Annotated in this window: 17 protein-coding genes; 7 read left to right on the forward strand and 10 right to left on the reverse strand. The window is 61.7% G+C overall.

Annotation, left to right across the window (positions count from 1 at the left end; all coding sequences use genetic code 11):
* Positions 1–115: 115 nt before the first annotated feature.
* The 9 genes from BLS57_RS05650 to coxB all read right to left on the reverse strand — a co-directional run bounded on the left by BLS57_RS05650 (position 116) and on the right by coxB (position 7,628).
* Complete coding sequence (locus tag BLS57_RS05650; protein ID WP_093740013.1) at positions 116–700, reverse strand: GNAT family N-acetyltransferase; 585 nt, start codon at positions 698–700, stop codon at positions 116–118.
* Positions 700–1,962 (reverse strand): M16 family metallopeptidase, encoded by a 1,263-nt coding sequence (locus BLS57_RS05655; protein WP_093740015.1) that lies wholly within the window; start codon positions 1,960–1,962, stop codon positions 700–702. Before BLS57_RS05655 ends, BLS57_RS05650 begins: the two co-directional genes overlap by 1 nt.
* Positions 1,959–3,347 carry a threonine synthase gene (gene thrC, locus BLS57_RS05660; protein WP_093740017.1) on the reverse strand — a complete coding sequence of 463 codons (1,389 nt, stop codon included), beginning with the start codon at positions 3,345–3,347 and terminating at the stop codon, positions 1,959–1,961. The genes BLS57_RS05655 and thrC overlap by 4 nt, the downstream gene beginning before the upstream one ends.
* Before the next feature lie 4 nt (positions 3,348–3,351).
* Positions 3,352–4,038, reverse strand: coding sequence for an SURF1 family protein (locus tag BLS57_RS05665; protein WP_093740019.1), 687 nt, complete (start codon positions 4,036–4,038; stop codon positions 3,352–3,354).
* 95 nt (positions 4,039–4,133) lie between these two features.
* Positions 4,134–4,940 carry a cytochrome c oxidase subunit 3 gene (locus BLS57_RS05670; RefSeq protein WP_093740021.1) on the reverse strand — a complete coding sequence of 269 codons (807 nt, stop codon included), beginning with the start codon at positions 4,938–4,940 and terminating at the stop codon, positions 4,134–4,136.
* 35 nt (positions 4,941–4,975) lie between these two features.
* Entirely contained in the window at positions 4,976–5,551 is a 576-nt protein-coding gene (locus tag BLS57_RS05675; RefSeq protein ID WP_093740023.1) for a cytochrome c oxidase assembly protein, read from the reverse strand.
* Positions 5,551–5,718: a cytochrome C oxidase assembly protein gene (locus BLS57_RS05680; protein WP_093740025.1), complete on the reverse strand. Its 168-nt coding sequence runs from the start codon at positions 5,716–5,718 to the stop codon at positions 5,551–5,553. Before BLS57_RS05680 ends, BLS57_RS05675 begins: the two co-directional genes overlap by 1 nt.
* Positions 5,718–6,653, reverse strand: coding sequence for a heme o synthase (gene cyoE / locus BLS57_RS05685; RefSeq protein WP_093740027.1), 936 nt, complete (start codon positions 6,651–6,653; stop codon positions 5,718–5,720). Before cyoE ends, BLS57_RS05680 begins: the two co-directional genes overlap by 1 nt.
* 57 nt (positions 6,654–6,710) lie before the next feature.
* On the reverse strand, positions 6,711–7,628 hold the full coding sequence (gene coxB, locus BLS57_RS05690) for a cytochrome c oxidase subunit II (RefSeq protein ID WP_093740029.1): 918 nt from the start codon (positions 7,626–7,628) through the stop codon (positions 6,711–6,713).
* A gap of 179 nt (positions 7,629–7,807) precedes the next feature.
* Between coxB and tldD the strand changes: the two genes are divergently transcribed.
* The 7 genes from tldD to BLS57_RS05725 all read left to right on the forward strand — a co-directional run bounded on the left by tldD (position 7,808) and on the right by BLS57_RS05725 (position 16,284).
* Entirely contained in the window at positions 7,808–9,229 is a 1,422-nt protein-coding gene (tldD, locus tag BLS57_RS05695; RefSeq protein WP_093740031.1) for a metalloprotease TldD, read from the forward strand.
* Positions 9,226–9,924, forward strand: a complete 699-nt coding sequence (locus BLS57_RS05700) for a DUF4336 domain-containing protein (RefSeq protein WP_093740033.1) — start codon at positions 9,226–9,228, stop codon at positions 9,922–9,924. Before tldD ends, BLS57_RS05700 begins: the two co-directional genes overlap by 4 nt.
* 78 nt (positions 9,925–10,002) lie before the next feature.
* Positions 10,003–11,172, forward strand: coding sequence for a DNA-processing protein DprA (dprA, locus tag BLS57_RS05705; RefSeq protein WP_093740035.1), 1,170 nt, complete (start codon positions 10,003–10,005; stop codon positions 11,170–11,172).
* Positions 11,173–11,451: 279 nt separating this feature from the next.
* The gene (topA, locus tag BLS57_RS05710; RefSeq protein WP_093740037.1) at positions 11,452–14,124 is read left to right on the forward strand and encodes a type I DNA topoisomerase; all 2,673 of its coding nucleotides are present in this window, start codon (positions 11,452–11,454) and stop codon (positions 14,122–14,124) included.
* Positions 14,125–14,271: 147 nt separating this feature from the next.
* Positions 14,272–14,859 carry a L,D-transpeptidase gene (locus tag BLS57_RS05715; protein ID WP_093740039.1) on the forward strand — a complete coding sequence of 196 codons (588 nt, stop codon included), beginning with the start codon at positions 14,272–14,274 and terminating at the stop codon, positions 14,857–14,859.
* A 67-nt stretch (positions 14,860–14,926) separates the two neighbouring features.
* Positions 14,927–15,661 carry a CoA transferase subunit A gene (locus tag BLS57_RS05720; RefSeq protein ID WP_425274330.1) on the forward strand — a complete coding sequence of 245 codons (735 nt, stop codon included), beginning with the start codon at positions 14,927–14,929 and terminating at the stop codon, positions 15,659–15,661.
* Positions 15,661–16,284, forward strand: coding sequence for a CoA transferase subunit B (locus BLS57_RS05725; protein WP_093740041.1), 624 nt, complete (start codon positions 15,661–15,663; stop codon positions 16,282–16,284). The genes BLS57_RS05720 and BLS57_RS05725 overlap by 1 nt, the downstream gene beginning before the upstream one ends.
* Positions 16,285–16,378: 94 nt before the next feature.
* Here the strand turns inward: BLS57_RS05725 and BLS57_RS05730 are convergent, their stop codons facing one another.
* Positions 16,379–17,212 (reverse strand): lytic transglycosylase domain-containing protein, encoded by an 834-nt coding sequence (locus BLS57_RS05730; protein WP_208597522.1) that lies wholly within the window; start codon positions 17,210–17,212, stop codon positions 16,379–16,381.
* Positions 17,213–17,491 lie beyond the last annotated feature (279 nt).

Consider the following 17,491-nt stretch of genomic DNA (forward strand, 5'->3'; position numbering starts at 1 on the left):
AGCGTTGCGCGGGCCTGCGGACGTGTTTTGCCAAGATTTTAGTTAGGGGGAATCTTGGGCGCGAAGAATTGATCTATCAACGGGTTAAGCTGGCGTGCACCGCCCCGCTTGAACGTTAACCCACATCCGTGCGGCCGCGTCGGTCCTTGCGGAGGGCGGCATAGAGCACATGGGTGCGCCAGCGGCCGTCAATTTGCAGGTAGCTTTGCGCTACGCCTTCGTATTTAAAGCCGGATTTCTCGAGCAGTCCGCGTGATGCTTGGTTTTCCGGCAGGCAGGCGGCTTCGATGCGTGACAAGTCAAGACGGGTGAAAGCCTGATGCACCGTCGCTTCGATCGCCTCGCGCATGTAGCCTTGGCGGGCGAAGGGTTCGCCCGTCCAATAGCCGAGCGTGCCGGATTGTGCGGGGCCGCGGCGGATGTTGTCGAGGGTGATCGCGCCGACGAGGTTTTGGTCGCTGCGGCGGATCAGGAACAGCGGCATGGCGTTGCCGGAGGATACCGAGCGCTGCGCCCAGTAGACGCGGTTGGTGAAGGCCTTGCGGGTCAAGTGATCCTCAGCCCAAGTTGGCTCCCACGGGCGCAGGTAGTCGTTGCTGGCGCGGCGCAGAGCGGACCAGGCGCGGAAATCGGCGTGGATTGGCGGACGCAGGGTCAGCCGTTCGGTTTCGATCCGCAGTTTGCGTCGGCCCAGCAGCATCAGGCGGCGCGTCTGTTGTGCAGGTCGTCTAGCGTCGGTGCGGCGTCGACGGGGCCGTAGAGCGCCAGCGCTGCCGGGGCTTGGGTGGCCATGCGTTCGGCAAAATCGCGCACGTCGCCGGTGGTGACGGCGTCGATCTGGGCCACGGTTTCTTCCAGTGGGGGGATACGGTCCCAGATCTGGATCAGGCGGGCCAGACGTTCGGCGCGGTTCGAGGGGCTTTCAAGGCCCATGAGCAACCCGGCTTTCATCTGCGCGCGGGCGCGGGCGACTTCGGCGGGGGACATGTCGGAGGCGGCGCGTTTCATCTCATCGATGGTGATATTGGCCAGTTCGGGCAGTTGCTCGGCGCTGGTGCCGGCGTAGATCGTCGTCATCCCGGTGTCGGCATAGGCGCCGGCTTGGGCAAAGATGGTGTAGCAGAGGCCGCGGTTCTCGCGGATTTCTTGGAACAGGCGCGAGGACATGCCGCCACCAAGGGCCGAGGCGTAGATTTGCGCGATGTAAATGTCATCGGAGCGGTAGCCGGGGCTTTCAAACCCCAGGGCGAAATGCGCCTGTTCGAGCTGTTTGACCTGCCGGAACTCACCGCCGCCAAAGCGGGCGCTGTCGATCTGGTAGAGTTTCTTCGAGGGCATGTCGCCAAAGAGGTTTTCCGCCAGTTTGACGATCTTGTCGTGGTCCACGGCACCGGCGGCCGACAGAATCATCTGCTCGGGGCCGTAGTGGTCAGCGATGAAGAGTTTCAGATCGTCGCGGGAGAAGGCCGAGACACGCTCGCTTGGTCCAAGGATGGTGCGGCCGATGGGCTGGTCGGGATAGGCTTGCTCTTGCAGCCAATCGAAGATCACGTCGTCGGGCGTGTCGAGCGCTTGGCCGATCTCTTGCAGGATCACACCGCGTTCGACTTCAACCTCCGAAGGGTCAAGCACCGGGTTGCGCAGGATGTCGGCGATCACATCAAGGCCAAGCGCCACGTCGTTTTCCAGCACGCGGGCGTAATAGGCGGTGACTTCCCGCGAGGTATAAGCGTTGATATAGCCGCCCACGTCTTCGATGGCCTCGGCGATTTGCAGCGAGGAGCGGGTCGCGGTGCCTTTGAAGGCCATATGCTCAAGGAAATGCGCGATGCCGTTTTGCTGCGGGGTTTCGTGGCGTGCGCCGGCGTTCACCCAGACGCCGATGGCCGAGGAGGCCATGCCGTCCATCTTTTCGGTGACGATGCGAAAGCCGTTTGGCAATGTGGTCTGATTCAAGCTCACGCGGGGAGGTTTCCTTTGATATGCGCTTTCAGCGCGTCGAGGTCATTGGGCAGCCGGGTGAAACGCTCTTCGCGGTCGAAAAGGTCCGACATGCGGGGCGGTAGGGCTGGGCGGATGCCGGTGGCCGCCTCTACAGCGTCAGGGAATTTTGCCGGGTGGGCGGTGGCGAGGGTGACCATCGGGGTGGCCGCGTCGCGCTGCTCGTCCGCGACTTTCACGCCAACGGCGGAATGCGGGCAGAGCAACTCGCCCGTGGTGCGGCGGCGGTCGGCGATGGTGGCACTGGTTTCCTCTTCCGAGGCGCGGCCTGAGCGGTAGATCTCGGCCAAAGCCTGCATCGCGCCTTGGGAGACGTCGAAACCGCCCTGCCCCAACTCGTCCATCAGTTGCGCCACGGCACCGGCGTCGCGGTCGTAGGCGTCGAAGAGGGCGCGTTCGAAATTGGAGGAGACTTGGATGTCCATCGAGGGGCTGATCGAAGGCGTTACGCCGCCTTTGTGATAGCCCTGCCCCGAGAGGCAGCGGTGCAGGATGTCGTTCTGGTTGGTGGCGACGACCAGATCGGCGATGGGCAGGCCCATGCGTTTGGCGATGTAGCCTGCGAAGATGTCGCCGAAGTTGCCGGTGGGGACCGTGAAGCTGATTTCACGCGCCGGAGCGCCGAGGCTGGTGGCGGCGGTGAAGTAGTAAACCACCTGCGCCAGCACGCGGCCCCAGTTGATCGAGTTCACGCCCGCCAGCCGCACCGAATCGCGGAAGTCGAAGTCGTTGAACATATCTTTGAGGCGCGCTTGGCAGTCGTCGAAATCGCCGTCGATGGCCAGCGCGTGGACGTTGGATTCCGACGGCGTGGTCATCTGGCGGCGCTGTACATCCGAGACCCGGCCATGCGGGTAGAGAATGAAGACGTCAACGTTATCCAGCCCCTTGAAGGCTTCGATCGCAGCCGAGCCAGTGTCGCCCGATGTCGCGCCGACGATGGTGACGCGCTCGCCCTTGCGGCCCAGAGCGGCTTGGAACATCTGGCCGATGAGTTGCATGGCGAAGTCTTTGAACGCCAGTGTCGGGCCGTGGAACAGTTCCAGCAGGAAGTGGTTCGGCGCGAGTTGGACCAGAGGCGCGCGGGCGGTGTGCTCGAACCCAGCATAGGCGCGGGCGATGATGGCGCGGAATTCGTCGTCAGTGAAGGTCTCGCCGATAAAGGGGCGCATGACGGTGAAGGCGACCTCTTCGTAGCTTTGGCCCTGCATGGCCGCGATCTGGTCCGCGCTGAGTGTCGGAATGGTTTCGGGCACATAGAGCCCGCCGTCACGGGCGAGGCCGGTCAGCATGGCTTCTTCGAAGGACAGGACGGGGGCGGAGCCACGGGTGGAGATATAGCGCATGGGGTCAGTCGACTTTCGGCGTTGCAGGGGCGCGGCGGCGGCGCAGGAACAGGACGGTCATCGCCAGCCAGATGGCGGCGAGGGAAAACCAGGTGATCACATATTGCAAGTGATCGTTGGGGATGCGGGCGGTATCAACAGGCAGCGGCGTGATCTTGGGGTCCGGGCCGGTGCCGTCGCGGGCGACGACGAGGAGCGGTTCGGTGTCGAGGGTTTGAGCCATTAGCGGCACGTTGCGGGCGAACCAGATGTTGCCTTGGGTGTCCGGCTCGGGGGTGAAGCTGTCGACCTCTTGGGGCCATTGCAGGTTGCCGGTGAGCGTGGCGGGGCCTTGGGGGTTGATCGTCTCTTTGTTCTGCGTCGGCGTGAAGCCGAGATCGACGAGGATGCGCCGACCACCTTCCAGCGTCATGGGCGCGATGACACGGTAGCCTGCCCCCTTTTGCTTTTGGCTGACCAGCACATGCAGCGCTTCGGCCCCGACCTCTCCGGTCACGGTGACGGGTAGATAGGCGTCGGCCTCGGGATCAGGATCGCTGGGCAGGTCCACCGGCGTGGCAGTGATGCGGGCGTTGATGTCGGCGATGATCGCTTCTTTTTCAGCCAGCCGCTGCACCTGCCATAGGCCGAGCCACACGAGAATCGCTGCCCCGCCAAGACCGACGATGATGAAGAACAGGCTGCGCCGCATGCGAATCTCTCTGGCTGAAACGACAAACGCGCGAAGAGGGCTTCGCGCGTTTGGTTTTTAGTGGTGTAGGGCGCGGATGCAACCCCGGCCGTCAATCAGGGCGTGCCCCACATGTAGACGGCGAAGAAGAGGAACAGCCAGACCACGTCAACGAAGTGCCAGTACCAAGCCGCCGCCTCGAAGCCGACGTGGCGTTCGGGGGTGAAGTGGCCACGCATGGCGCGCAGCAGGCAGATGAAGAGGAAGATCGTGCCGATCACCACGTGGAAGCCGTGGAAGCCTGTCGCCATGAAGAAGCTCGAGAAATACATGTCGCCGCCGAAGGTCCAGTCATCATGGACCAGCAACTCGTAGTATTCGTAGGCCTGAAGCGCGGTGAAAAGCACGCCCAACACAACGGCGATGGCCAGACCGGTGACCAAGTCCTTGCGGTTGTTCTCATGCGCCAGCGCATGGTGCGCCCATGTCACGGCACAGCCCGACAGCAGCAGCACCAGCGTGTTGATCAGCGGCAGGTGGAAAGCGTCAACCGCGTGGATCTCGGGCTTCATGTATTCTGTCCCGGCGTATTCATACATCGGGTAGAGCGCCTGCTTGAAGAAGGACCAGAACCACGCGACGAAGAACATCACTTCGGACATGATGAACAGGATGAAACCATAGCGCAGGCCGATACGGACAACGCCAGTGTGATCGCCCACTTCGCTTTCGGTCACGACTTCGGACCACCATGCGAACATCACGTAAAGCGTGGCCACCAGGCCGCCGAGGAAGACATAGGGCGTCACACCATGCATCCAGAGCACGGCGCCGCCCAGCATGGCAAAGCCGCCCAGCGAGCCCAGCAGCGGCCAGCTTGATGGGGCTAGAATATGGTAGTCGTGGTTCTTTGCATGGGCCATGGTTTCGGGTCCCTCACCTTTGTTCAATCAGGTCGTTAATTGGTTGTTGTGGCGCTGTCCTGATCGAGGGCGGCATAGCCTTCGGGCAGGTCAATTTCGTAGAATGTATAAGACAGTGTGATGGTATGTACAAACTTCCCATCGCGGTCGTTGACCATTTCAGGATCAACAAAGAAGCTTACCGGCATCTGCACCCGTTCGCCCGGTGCAAGCACCTGTTCGGTAAAACAGAAGCAGTCGATCTTCTCAAAGAAGGCCCCGGCGGTATAGGGCGTCACGTTATAGCTCGCCTGCCCCGCCACCGGTTTGTCGGTGGGGTTGTAGGCTTCATAGAAGGCCAATGCAGTCTCACCGATGCGGACTTCCATTTCGCGGACCACGGGCTTGAACTCCCACGGCATGCCGTCGTTCAGTGAGCCGTCGAAACGCACTTTGACCGTCTGGTCCAGCACTTCGCCGTCAGATGCGCTGACCTGTCCCGGCGTGCCGCCAAAGCCGGTGACCCGGCAGAACCAGTCGTAAAACGGCACGGAGGCCCATGCCAGACCGCCCATCAGCACCACAACGCTGACGGTTTGCATCACTGTTTTCTGAGGACCGGAAAGCGCCATTACTGTGTCACCTCACGTTGGTTGGGCGGCAGCTCAAAGTCGGTTTGCGTAATTTTGACATAAGTCAGCGCCATAATCAGCACCACAAAAGCTGCCAGCATCAGGCCGACACCGACATTGCGGCCCCGGCGGCGTTGGTGCAGTTCATGCTCAGGACGAAAGCTCATTACCAGCCCCCCAGACCAAAGGTGCGCAGGGCCGCTTCGCCCAAGATCGCGCCGAAATGCAAGAAAAGATAGGCCAGCGACAGGCGGAAGAACTTGCGCTCTTCGGCGTAGTCGTCGCCCTCGGCCATGACTTCGTCGCGGTTCCAGATGCGGTATGCGCCAATCAGGAAGGCAGCGTTCAGAACCAAGGCCACGGCGAAGTAGAAGATGCCGCCGATCGCGGTGAAGGCCGTACCAATCGCCAGCGCGGCCAGCAGAACGGTATAGACCAAGATATGAAGACGTGTTGCCGGGCGGCCGTGGGTCACGGTCAGCATCGGCACTTTGGCATCGTCATAGTCCGAGCGCATGAACAGGGCCAACGCCCAGAAATGCGGCGGCGTCCACATGAAGATCAGCGCGAACATCAGCCATGCTTCGACCGAGAAGCTTCCTGTCGCGGCAACCCAACCGATTACCGGCGGGAAGGCCCCTGCGGCACCGCCGATGACGATGTTCTGCGGCGTTAGACGCTTGAGCCACATGGTATAGAAAACGGCGTAGAATAGAATTGTGAAGAGCAGCATCCCGGCAGCGAGCAAGTTCGTCGCCAGCCCCAGCATCATCACCGACAGGCCCGACAGCGCCACGCCAAGCGTCAGCGCTTCGCCCGGCTGGACACGGCCCGACGGGATCGGGCGGCCACGGGTGCGGCGCATTACGGCGTCGATGTCGGCGTCCCACCACATGTTGAGCGCGCCCGAAGCACCGCCGCCGATGGCGATGAACAGGATGGCCGAAAAGCCAACGACGGGGTTCACGGCCACAGGTGCGGCCAGCAGCCCCACCAGTGCAGTGAAAACGACCAGCGACATGACGCGCGGTTTCAGCAGGGCAAAGTAATCCCCCAGCTGTGCGTCGTACTCACTTGTCGGCGTATTGGTAATGTCAGTCATCCCGAACCTTTCAGGTGGAACACGGGGCGGGCCAAATGCGCGCCCCGCGGAACGGACTTACTTGGAGGCGACGGTCAGCGGCTGCTCGATGCCCGCGTATTCCGCTTTGGCGTTGCCCAGCCATTCGGCATAGGCCTCTTCCGAAACCACTTTCACAGTGATCGGCATATAGGCGTGGGCCTGACCGCAAAGCTCGGAACACTGACCGTAATAGACGCCCTCTTGCTCAGGGGTGAACCACAGTTCCGCCAGACGGCCCGGAACGCCATCCTGCTTTACGCCGAAGGCTGGGATCGTCCAGGAGTGGATTACGTCGCTGGAAGTCACCTGGAACACGATGGTCTTGCCCACGGGCAGCACGATGGAGGTGTCGGTGGCCAGCAGCCAGTCTTCGCGGCTGTAGCCTTCACGCTCCAGCTTGGCGATCATCGCGTCATCCAGCACGAAGGGGGTGACATCGTCGTCATCATCGCCCAACGATGCCGGTGCGCCGATCATGTAGCTGTCAAAGCCGAACTCTTCGTCGACATACTCATAGGACCAATACCACTGGTTACCAGTCGCCTTGACCGTGATGTCGGCCTCAGGAATTTCCTGCTGTCGGAACAGGATCGGCAGCGAATAGGCGCCAATCAGCACGAGGATGAGAATCGGACCAATGGTCCAGGCGATCTCGATCGGGGTGTGGTGGGTGAACGACGACGGCGTCGGGTTCCGCTTTCTGCTGTAACGGATCATCACCCAGATGATCAGACCGGTCACAAACAGGGTGATCAGCGTGATAATCACGAGAATCAGATAATCAAGATTGTGGATGTCCCGCGCCACTTCTGTCACGGCGGGTTGGAAGCCGGTTTCGCCGTCAACAGGTCTGCCGATGACATCAAGCCCGTCGATGCGCAGGCTGTCCTGTGCCAGTGCTGGCAGGGCCGCAAAGCTGGCCATGAGACCGGAAAGAGGGAGTAGATGTTTCATATGTCGTCCTGATCTTGTGACCCTTGTGAAGCCGAAAAGACGCCCGAGGCGCGGCTGCGACGCGGTGCCGTTGTAATCCTGCGAGCTTACAATCATATTCTGCGTACAAGATAAAGTCACATGCTTGCGTCATAGGGACGCGCACATAAGTTTTGTGACAGCAAGTGAGGATATTCCCAATGAGCAGTGCCACTTTTACCCCGTTTGAGGCCGATTTGGACCGCGAGACCGCTCTGAGCGTGTTGCGTGATGCCGTGGCCGGGGCCGACGATGGGGAACTGTTCCTTGAACGTCGCCGCTCGGAAGCGCTGGTGTTCGATGATGGGCGGCTCAAAACCGCAAGCTATGATGCCGCCGAAGGCTTTGGCCTGCGGGCGGTGCGGGGCGAGGTTGCGGGCTATGCCCATTCGACCGAGTTGAGCGAAGCCTCACTGCGCCGCGCCGCAGAGACCGCGCGTCTGGCGGTGGGCGATGGCGGCGGCACATGGGCCGATGCCCCACAGGCCAGCAACACGCGGCTCTATACGGACGAAGACCCCATCGCGGGCCAGAGTTTCCCGGTCAAAATCGACACCTTGCGCGAGATCGACGCCTATGCCCGCGCCCTTGATTCTCGTGTTGTCCAAGTCAGCGCCACCATCGCCGCCAGCATTCAGGAGGTTGAAATCCTTCGCCCCGAAGGCCATTCGGTGCGCGATGTGCGGCCGATGACGCGGGTCAATGTCTCGGTCATTGTGGAGCAAGGCGGACGCCGCGAAAGCGGCGGTGTCGGCGGCGGCGGGCGCATCGGCCTTGATGGGATGCTGGCCCCCGAGGACTGGCAGGCCAAGGTCCGCGAAGCGCTGCGCATTGCTTGCGTGAACCTAGAGGCCGTCCCTGCCCCTGCGGGTGTCATGGACGTGGTGCTCGGCCCCGGCTGGCCCGGCATTCTGTTGCACGAAGCCATTGGCCATGGATTGGAAGGTGACTTTAACCGCAAAGGCTCCAGCGCATTCGCCGGACTGATGGGCCAGCGCATTGCCGCCCCCGGTGTCACCGTGCTGGACGACGGCACCATCCCAGACCGGCGCGGCTCGATCTCGGTCGATGACGAAGGCACCCCTTCGGCGCGCAATGTGTTGATCGAAGACGGCGTGCTGGTCGGCTATATGCAGGACCGCCAGAACGGGCGGCTGATGGGCGGCGCGTCTACCGGGAACGGTCGGCGCCAATCCTATGCGCATATCCCGATGCCGCGCATGACCAACACCTATATGCTCGGCGGTGATGTGGCCCCCGGCGATATCGTGGCGGACCTCAAGGACGGTATCTATGCGGTCGGGTTCGGTGGCGGTCAGGTCGACATTACCAATGGAAAGTTCGTGTTCTCCTGTACCGAGGCCTACCGGGTCGAGAATGGCAAAGTCGGCGCGCCGGTCAAAGGTGCGACATTGATCGGCGACGGGGCTACCGCCCTGCAACAGATCCGCGCCATCGGCAATGATCCGACGCTCGACCCCGGCATGGGCAATTGCGGCAAACAGGGTCAATGGGTGCCAGTGGGTGTGGGCCAGCCGACGCTGATGATCGGCGGGCTGACCGTGGGTGGTGCCTCGGCATGACGCTGGAAGCCATCGGCGCCGATATCTGGCTTGCTGAAGGCGAGATCATCGATTTCCACGGCTTCCCCTACCCCACCCGCAGCGTGATCGTCCGCCTGCCGGATGGGGCGCTCTGGGTCTGGTCGCCCGTGGCGCTCACGGAGGAACTGGCCGCCGCGGTCGCCCAACTCGGCACCCCGCGGCATCTGGTGAGCCCGAATAAGACCCACCATCTTTACCTGCAGGATTGGAAGGCCAGATGGCCGCAAGCGCAACTTTGGGGGCCGGAATCGACCCTCCGCAAACGGCGCGATCTGACGTTTGAACCCGCGCTCGACAGCGAACCGCCCGCAGTTTGGCAGGGCGTTTTTGATATGGTGCGGGTGCGTGGGTCGATTTTTATGGACGAGATCGTCTTTTATCACGCCCCCTCGCGCACGGTGATCCTTGCCGACCTGTCCGAGAATTTCTCGGATCACTTCCTGAAGCGTCACTGGAAAGGATGGCAGCGCCGGGGGGCGAAGTTTTGGGGGATTGTGGAAGGCAAAGGCTATGCACCCTTGGAATGGCGGTGGTCCTTTCTCAACCGCAGCCCGCTGCGTGCGGCGAAGCGCAAGATACTGTCGTGGCCCGCAGAGAAAGTCGTGATGGCCCATGGGACATGGCAGCGCGAAAACGGCGCGGCGTTCTTGGCCAGAATATTTTCGTGGGTCTGAGCCGCCCCGGCTGAAAAGATTCATTCCCTGTTAACCAACCGCTCCTATACCTGATTCTGCAACGGACGGAGCCTCGGGATGACTGACAAGGACCTACATCCTTCTTCCACTCACCCCCCACTCCCACCCACCCAGGAAGATGAACAGTTTGCCCGTCTTCGTCTGTTGCGCTCGCGCCGGGTCGGCGCTTCGACGTATAAACGTTTGCTGACCGAACATGGCACTGCGCAAAACGCGCTGGCCGCGCTACCTGAGGTAGCGCGCGCCGCGGGCATTTCTGATTACCGCATTTGTCCTGAAGGCGTGGTTCAGGCCGAATTGAATGCCGCCCATACCGCCGGGGCGCGCCTGCTGGTGCAAGGCCAGCCGCCCTACCCCGATCTGCTGAACGATCTCACCGACGCGCCGCCTTTCCTGTGGATGATTGGCGATCCGTCCCTTCTGACCCGCCCGATGATCTCGATCGTGGGCGCGCGCAACGCATCTTCACTGGGGCTGCGCATGGCGCGGCGTTTGGCTGAGGATCTCGCGGAGGCAGGCTTCGTCGTTGTCTCTGGGCTGGCGCGGGGCATCGATGCAGCGGCCCATCACGCCGCGCTCGGCGGGGGCACTATCGCCGTACAAGCGGGCGGGGTCGACGTGATATACCCCACCGAGAACACCGCCCTCGCCGAACAAATCGCCGAGCGGGGACTGCGCTTGTCGGAACAGCCGATGGGCCTGCGCCCGATGGCGCGGCATTTCCCGAGCCGCAATCGCATAATCTCCGGCCTCAGCCGCGCGACGCTGGTGGTGGAGGCTGCAGCACGCTCGGGGAGCCTCATCACGGCGCGTGACGCACTGGATCAGGGACGCGAGGTACTGGCGGTGCCGGGCCATCCGCTCGACGCTCGTGCGGCGGGCTGCAATATGCTTATACGCGACGGTGCGGTGCTGGTGCGCTCAGCCGCAGACGTGTTGGAGATGCTGCCTGACTTGGAGAAGAACGCTTTCGAGCGCTCTCCGGACAAGCCGAATAGAAAGCTCGAACCACCGCCGCGCCCACCGAAGCCAAGCCGTAGCCTGCGCCAAGTCGCGAAACTCCACGCACAGATACTCTCGCGCCTCGGCCCGGCCCCGGTGGCAGAAGATCAATTGATCCGGGATTTGCAGGTGCCCAGCACCGAGGTCGCGCCTGTCCTTGTCGATCTGGAGTTGGAAGGTGAGATCGAGCGACAGCCCGGCGGGTTGCTGAACCGGACCGGATGAAGCGCTCCAATCCAGGGTTTGCCTCGCAACCGGCATGTCGACTGCAGGGTTCAGCTTGCCGCCATAGTGCTGACGCAGCCATGAGAACTGGCTTTGGCCGTTGGCCCCAAAGTCGCGCTTCTTTGCCTCATCTGCGAACCCCGATTTGCCCGATGACCTGCCGCATATCCGACTGACGCAAAGCCCTCCGCCACAGCAGCGTCATTGACAAACACCCCTGCCATCCCACATGAGACAGCGCAAAGCCGCCCCAAATTTTGATCCAAGGTCCCTGTATTTATGCCCGTCGTCGTTGTCGAATCCCCCGCCAAGGCCAAAACGATCAACAAATATCTGGGCGATGATTACACCGTCCTCGCCTCCTACGGCCACGTGCGGGACCTGCCGCCGAAGGATGGTTCGGTCGATACGGATTCCGATTTCGACATGAAGTGGGAAGTGGCGAGCGACAGCAAAAAACACGTCAAAGCCATTGCCGATGCGCTGGCCAAAGACAACGCATTGATCCTCGCGACTGACCCCGACCGCGAAGGCGAAGCGATCAGCTGGCACCTGCAAGAGGCGCTGACCAAGCGCAAATCGATCAAGAAAGATACGCCCGTCAGCCGCGTGGTCTTTAACCAGATCACCAAAAAGGCCGTGACCGAGGCGATGGAGAACCCGCGCCAAGTCGACATGCCGCTGGTGGAAGCCTATCTCGCCCGCCGCGCGCTGGACTATCTGGTGGGGTTCAACCTGTCGCCGGTGCTCTGGCGTAAACTGCCCGGCGCAAAATCCGCGGGCCGGGTGCAATCGGTCACCCTGCGCTTGATCGTTGAGCGTGAGATGGAGATCGAAGCCTTCCGCGCCCGCGAATACTGGTCTGTCAAAGCGCTGCTCGCCACGCCCCGTGGTCAGGAGTTCGAAGCGCGTCTCGTTTCGCTTGCGGGCAAGAAGCTGGACCGCTTTGATCTCGCCGAAGCGACACAGGCCGAAATGGCCGTGCAGGCGATCACCAGCCGTGCGCTGAAAGTCATGAACGTCGAGGCGAAACCGGCCAGCCGCAACCCCTCGGCCCCCTTCATGACCTCGACCCTGCAGCAAGAGGCGAGCCGCAAATTCTCCATGGGCGCGCGCCAGACCATGTCGACCGCCCAGCGTCTTTATGAAGCCGGTCACATCACTTACATGCGGACCGACGGCATCGACATGGCCCCCGAAGCCGTGACCATGGCGCGCGACGCGATCAAGGATCGGTTTGGCGCGGACTACGTGCCCAAAGAGCCGCGGATCTATAAAAACAAAGCCAAAAACGCCCAAGAGGCCCACGAATGTATCCGCCCGACGGACATGACCAAGGACGCCAAAGCGCTGAAACTCGACGCCGATCAGGCCAAACTCTATGATCTGATCTGGAAGCGCACCCTCGCCTGCCAAATGGAAAGCGCCCGGCTTGAGCGCACCACGGTGGAGGTCGGCAGCGATGACGGTCAAGTCGGCCTGCGCGCCAACGGTCAGGTTGTGCTCTTTGACGGGTTCCTACGCGTCTATGAAGAAGGCCGCGATGATGTGGTCGACGAAGACGACAAGCGTCTGCCGCAGATTTCCCAAGGCGACGCGATGGACAAACGCAGCGTCACGCCCGAGCAACACTTCACCCAGCCGCCGCCGCGCTATACCGAAGCGACGCTGGTCAAACGCATGGAAGAATTGGGCATCGGCCGCCCCTCGACCTATGCCAGCATCGTCACCACGATTCAGGACCGCGAATATGTCCGCAAGGACGGCAACCGCCTGATCCCCGAAGACAAGGGGCGGCTGGTGACGGCCTTCCTCGAAAACTACTTCCGCAAATACATCGGCTATGACTTCACCGCCGATCTGGAAGACCAGCTTGATAAGGTCAGCGCTGGCGATGCCGCCTATAAAGAAGTGCTGCGCCGCTTCTGGCGCGATTTCTCGGCGGCGATTGCCGAGACCTCGGAGCTGCGGATCACCGAGGTGCTGGAAAAGATTAACGAGGTGCTGGAGCCACATCTCTTCCCGCCCACCGAAGACGGCAGCGATCCGCGGCTTTGCCCGAACTGCGAGATTGGCCGCCTGTCCATGCGCACTGCGCGTTCTGGCGGGGCTTTCATCGGCTGCTCGAACTACCCCGAATGCCGCTACACCCGCCCCTTTGGCCCGCCGGACCCCGAAGCCGAAGCCTCCGCCATTCCCCCTGACGGGAAACTGCTGGGCGAAGATCAGGGCGAAGAGATCCGCATCTTCAAGGGCCGCTTTGGTCCCTATGTGCAGCGCGGCCCGGTGACGGAAGAGAACAAAAAGCCTCCGCGCCAGTCGATCCCCAAGGATTGGGTGCCCGAAGAACTGACGCTGGAACAGGGTGTCATGCTCCTGTCTCTCCCGCGTGAGATTGGCCCCCACCCTGAGGACGGCGTGATGGTCTGGGCCAACATCGGCCGCTACGGGCCTTACATCAAACATGCCGAGAGCACATCGGACCGGGGCGGCACCAATGCCAATCTTGAGGGTATCGACGAGGTTTGGACCGTTGGCATGAACCGCGCCGTGCAGCTGCTGGCCGAGAAAGTCGCCAGCCGTGGCGGGCGCGGCAAGGCCGCCAAGCCAATTCGCGAGATGGGCGAGCACCCCGATATGGGCGGTGCGGTCAATGTCATGGAAGGCAAATACGGACCTTATGTGAAGTGGGAAAAGGTCAACGCGACGATCCCGAAAGAGATCGAACCGGCGGACCTGACCATGGAGCGTGCGGTGGAGTTGATCGAAGAAAAGCTCGCCAAATCCCCGGCCAAGCGCAAGGCCGCGACCAAAAAGAAAGCCCCTGCCAAAAAACCGGCAGCGAAAAAGGCGGCGACCAAGAAGCCTGCTGCGAAGAAAGCGCCGGCCAAAAAGACTACCGCCAAAAAGCCGGCGGCGAAGAAAGCCGAGGCCAAGGCCGACGACGCCTGAGCCGATCTGCAGCGACCGAGCCGCGCCCTTCGGCGCGGTTCCGCCTGCCCTGCGACATCGCATCGCATATCATGAATATGTGATTTGCATTTCCCCTTTGGTTCTTCGATCAACCATCCGGCAAGACCAATAGGAAAGGCAGCAAAAATGTCAGGCATGAAATTCACCCGGCGTCGCGTGCTCGTGACCAGCGGCGCGGCACTGATGACCCCGTCCATCCTGAGCGCTCAGGAAGTGGGGCAAGCCGCACGCGAGTTCTCCAATGAACCCGCTGTGCAGCGCAATACATCGAGCTTTGCGACCCAGCGTTGGCAAGACCACTTCGACAGCCTTGGCAAAGGCGCGATCGTGGCCGACACCGTGAGCCGCGCGTTGCATTATTGGAGCGCAGATGGCCAGACCTACAAAGTCTATCCGACCTCTGTGCCCGCCACCGAAGAATTGACCAAGCGCGGCTATACCAAGATCGTGCGCAAGAAGGTCGGTCCAGATTGGACCCCCACTGCGTCGATGATGGAGCGTTTCCCGCATTACAAATACATGCCGCCCGGCCCCGACAACCCGCTGGGCACCCATGCGATGTATCTGAGCTGGCCCGCCTATATCATCCACGGCACCCATGACACGCGCAAGATCGGTCGCCGGTCCTCGGACGGCTGCATCGGGCTTTATAACGAAAAGATCGAAGAGCTTTTCGGCATGTGCCCTGTCGGCACCCAAGTCCGCATTATCTGACCCCGCTCACGGCGGCCTCCCTTGCGTAGCTCCACGTAATTGACACTGCGGCAGCGCAGCGTCACATATGGCGCGACGAAACCAAGGGGAGGTCGCCGTGAACAAAATCTATGGATCCGCCGCCGAAGCGCTGGAAGGCGTATTGTCGGACGGCATGTTGATCGCCGCAGGGGGCTTTGGCCTGTGCGGCATTCCTGAATTGCTCTTGCAGGCGATCAAGGAAAACGGGGCCAAAGACCTCACATTCGCTTCTAACAATGCGGGCGTCGATGATTTCGGCATCGGCATTCTGCTGCAAACGCGGCAGGTCAAAAAGATGATCTCCTCCTATGTGGGCGAAAACGCCGAGTTCATGCGCCAGTATCTGAGCGGCGAGCTGGAGCTAGAGTTCAACCCCCAAGGCACATTGGCCGAGCGCATGCGCGCCGGCGGCGCGGGCATCCCCGGGTTCTACACCAAGACCGGCGTCGGCACCCAGATCGCCGAGGGCAAAGAGGTCAAGCAGTTCAACGGTGAGGATTACATCCTCGAAGAAGGCATCTTCGCCGATCTGTCGATCGTGAAGGCGTGGAAAGCCGACGACACCGGCAACCTCGTCTTCCGCAAGACCGCGCGCAACTTCAACCCGCCCGCGGCCATGTGCGGCAAGGTCTGCATCGTTGAGGTCGAAGAAATCGTCCCCCGCGGCAGCCTCGACCCCGACCACATCCACCTGCCGGGCATCTACGTGCATCGCATCATCCAAGGCGAGCACGAGAAACGCATCGAAAAAGTCACCACACGCAAGCGGGAGGAAGCATAATGCCTTGGGATAGAGATCAAATGGCCGCCCGCGCAGCGGAAGAACTCGAAGACGGCATGTATGTGAACCTCGGCATCGGCATCCCGACGTTGGTGGCGAACTATGTGGGCGACAAGGACATTACCCTGCAGTCTGAAAACGGCATGCTGGGCATGGGCCCCTTCCCCTTTGAGGGCGAAGAAGACCCCGACCTGATCAACGCCGGCAAGCAGACCATCACCGAGCTGAGCCGCACCGCATACTTTGACAGCGCCATGTCCTTTGGCATGATCCGCGGTGGCAAGATTGCCGCGGCGATCCTCGGTGCCATGGAAGTGGCCGAGAATGGCGATCTGGCGAACTGGATGATTCCCGGCAAGCTGGTCAAAGGCATGGGCGGCGCGATGGACCTCGTCGCTGGCGTGCGAAAAGTGATCGTCGTCATGGATCACCAGAACAAGGCCGGTGAATCGAAGCTGCTTAAGGAATGCACCCTGCCGCTGACCGGTAAAGGCGTGGTCGACCGGATCATCACCAACCTTGGCGTGCTGGATGTGGTCGAAGGTGGCCTGAAAATCGTCGAATGCGCCGATGGCGTCACCGAAGACGAGCTGCGCGCCGCCACCGACGCCACTATCGTCTAAGCGTAACCTCCCCCGCCCCCCTCTTTTTGGCCAGAAATACTTGGAGGGGGTCCGGGGGAGGAAATCCCCCGGCGGCGCACCACAAGCGCCCCCGTCAGTTCATCGCCGCAAAAACGCAGCCGTCACTCAGCAATTCGGGCGGCGTCATGCAGAGCCCCTTCGCCACCTGAAAAGCGGCCAGCACCTTGGGTACATAATCCCGCGTCTCGGCGAACGGCGGCACCCCCGCATGTTTGCGTACCGAGCCCTCCCCCGCGTTATAGCCCGCCAGCACCAAAATCGGGTCGCGGTCGAACTCCCCCATCAGCCAGTCCAGGTATTTTACCCCGCCGCTGATGTTCTCGCCGGCTATCATACTGTCACTGACGCCAAATCGCGCCGCCGTATCGGGCATAAGTTGCATTAACCCCTGCGCCCCAGCCCGGCTGACCGCCTCGGTCCGGCCGGAAGATTCGACGGCAATGACCGCCAGAACCAGCGCCGGAGAGACGCGCGTCCCGACAGTGGCGCGCAGGATGTCGATCCCATTCTGCCGCGCGAGATCCTGCATCTGCTGCAAGCGCGGTGCGGGCATCTTTGGCCCGGCACCTGCCAGTGTCGCCAAAGCTGGCCCCAAGCGCCCCGCTCCGGCGCGGTCAGCCGCGGGCGAGATCTTATCCCAGAACCAGTCAAACTGCCCCGGCTTGAGCGGTGCAATAGCACCCGACGGTGTGGCAGCCACCGCGGGGCCAGTATCAACTTCAGCGGCAGCCGCAGCGCGGGCTGCGGGGTCAATCTGCACGGTAATGCGTTTGGCACCCCTTTTGGGCGGAGCAATCCGTTTTGCAGAAAACTCGGGAAAAGGTTTGGGACCGTCGGCCCAAGCCGCGCTCCCGGTAGTAAGGCCGCAAAACGCGCCCAACGCCATAACTGCTAAGATACGATACATCTGCCTGCTCACTTCAACGTCTTATGCGTCTTACCTGCGCAATATTCCATGAATCAGGGAATCGGGCCAGCAAATCGGGCGGCAGATCATGGCAATTTCGCCCCAATTTGCCCGAAAACCACGGTCTAAAGGGGCATTCAAACTGTTAAGCCGCTCCTAATACACGTGTTTACAACAGCTTAGCACTGGCTACGCAAAAATATGTTGCGAGAGGGTAAAAGTCACATTTGCCGCCAAATTCGCGCCCCATTCCCGAGGCTATATAGGACCATACCAAGT

It is taken from the genome of Sulfitobacter delicatus (genome assembly GCF_900102535.1).
Lineage (GTDB): Bacteria > Pseudomonadota > Alphaproteobacteria > Rhodobacterales > Rhodobacteraceae > Sulfitobacter > Sulfitobacter delicatus.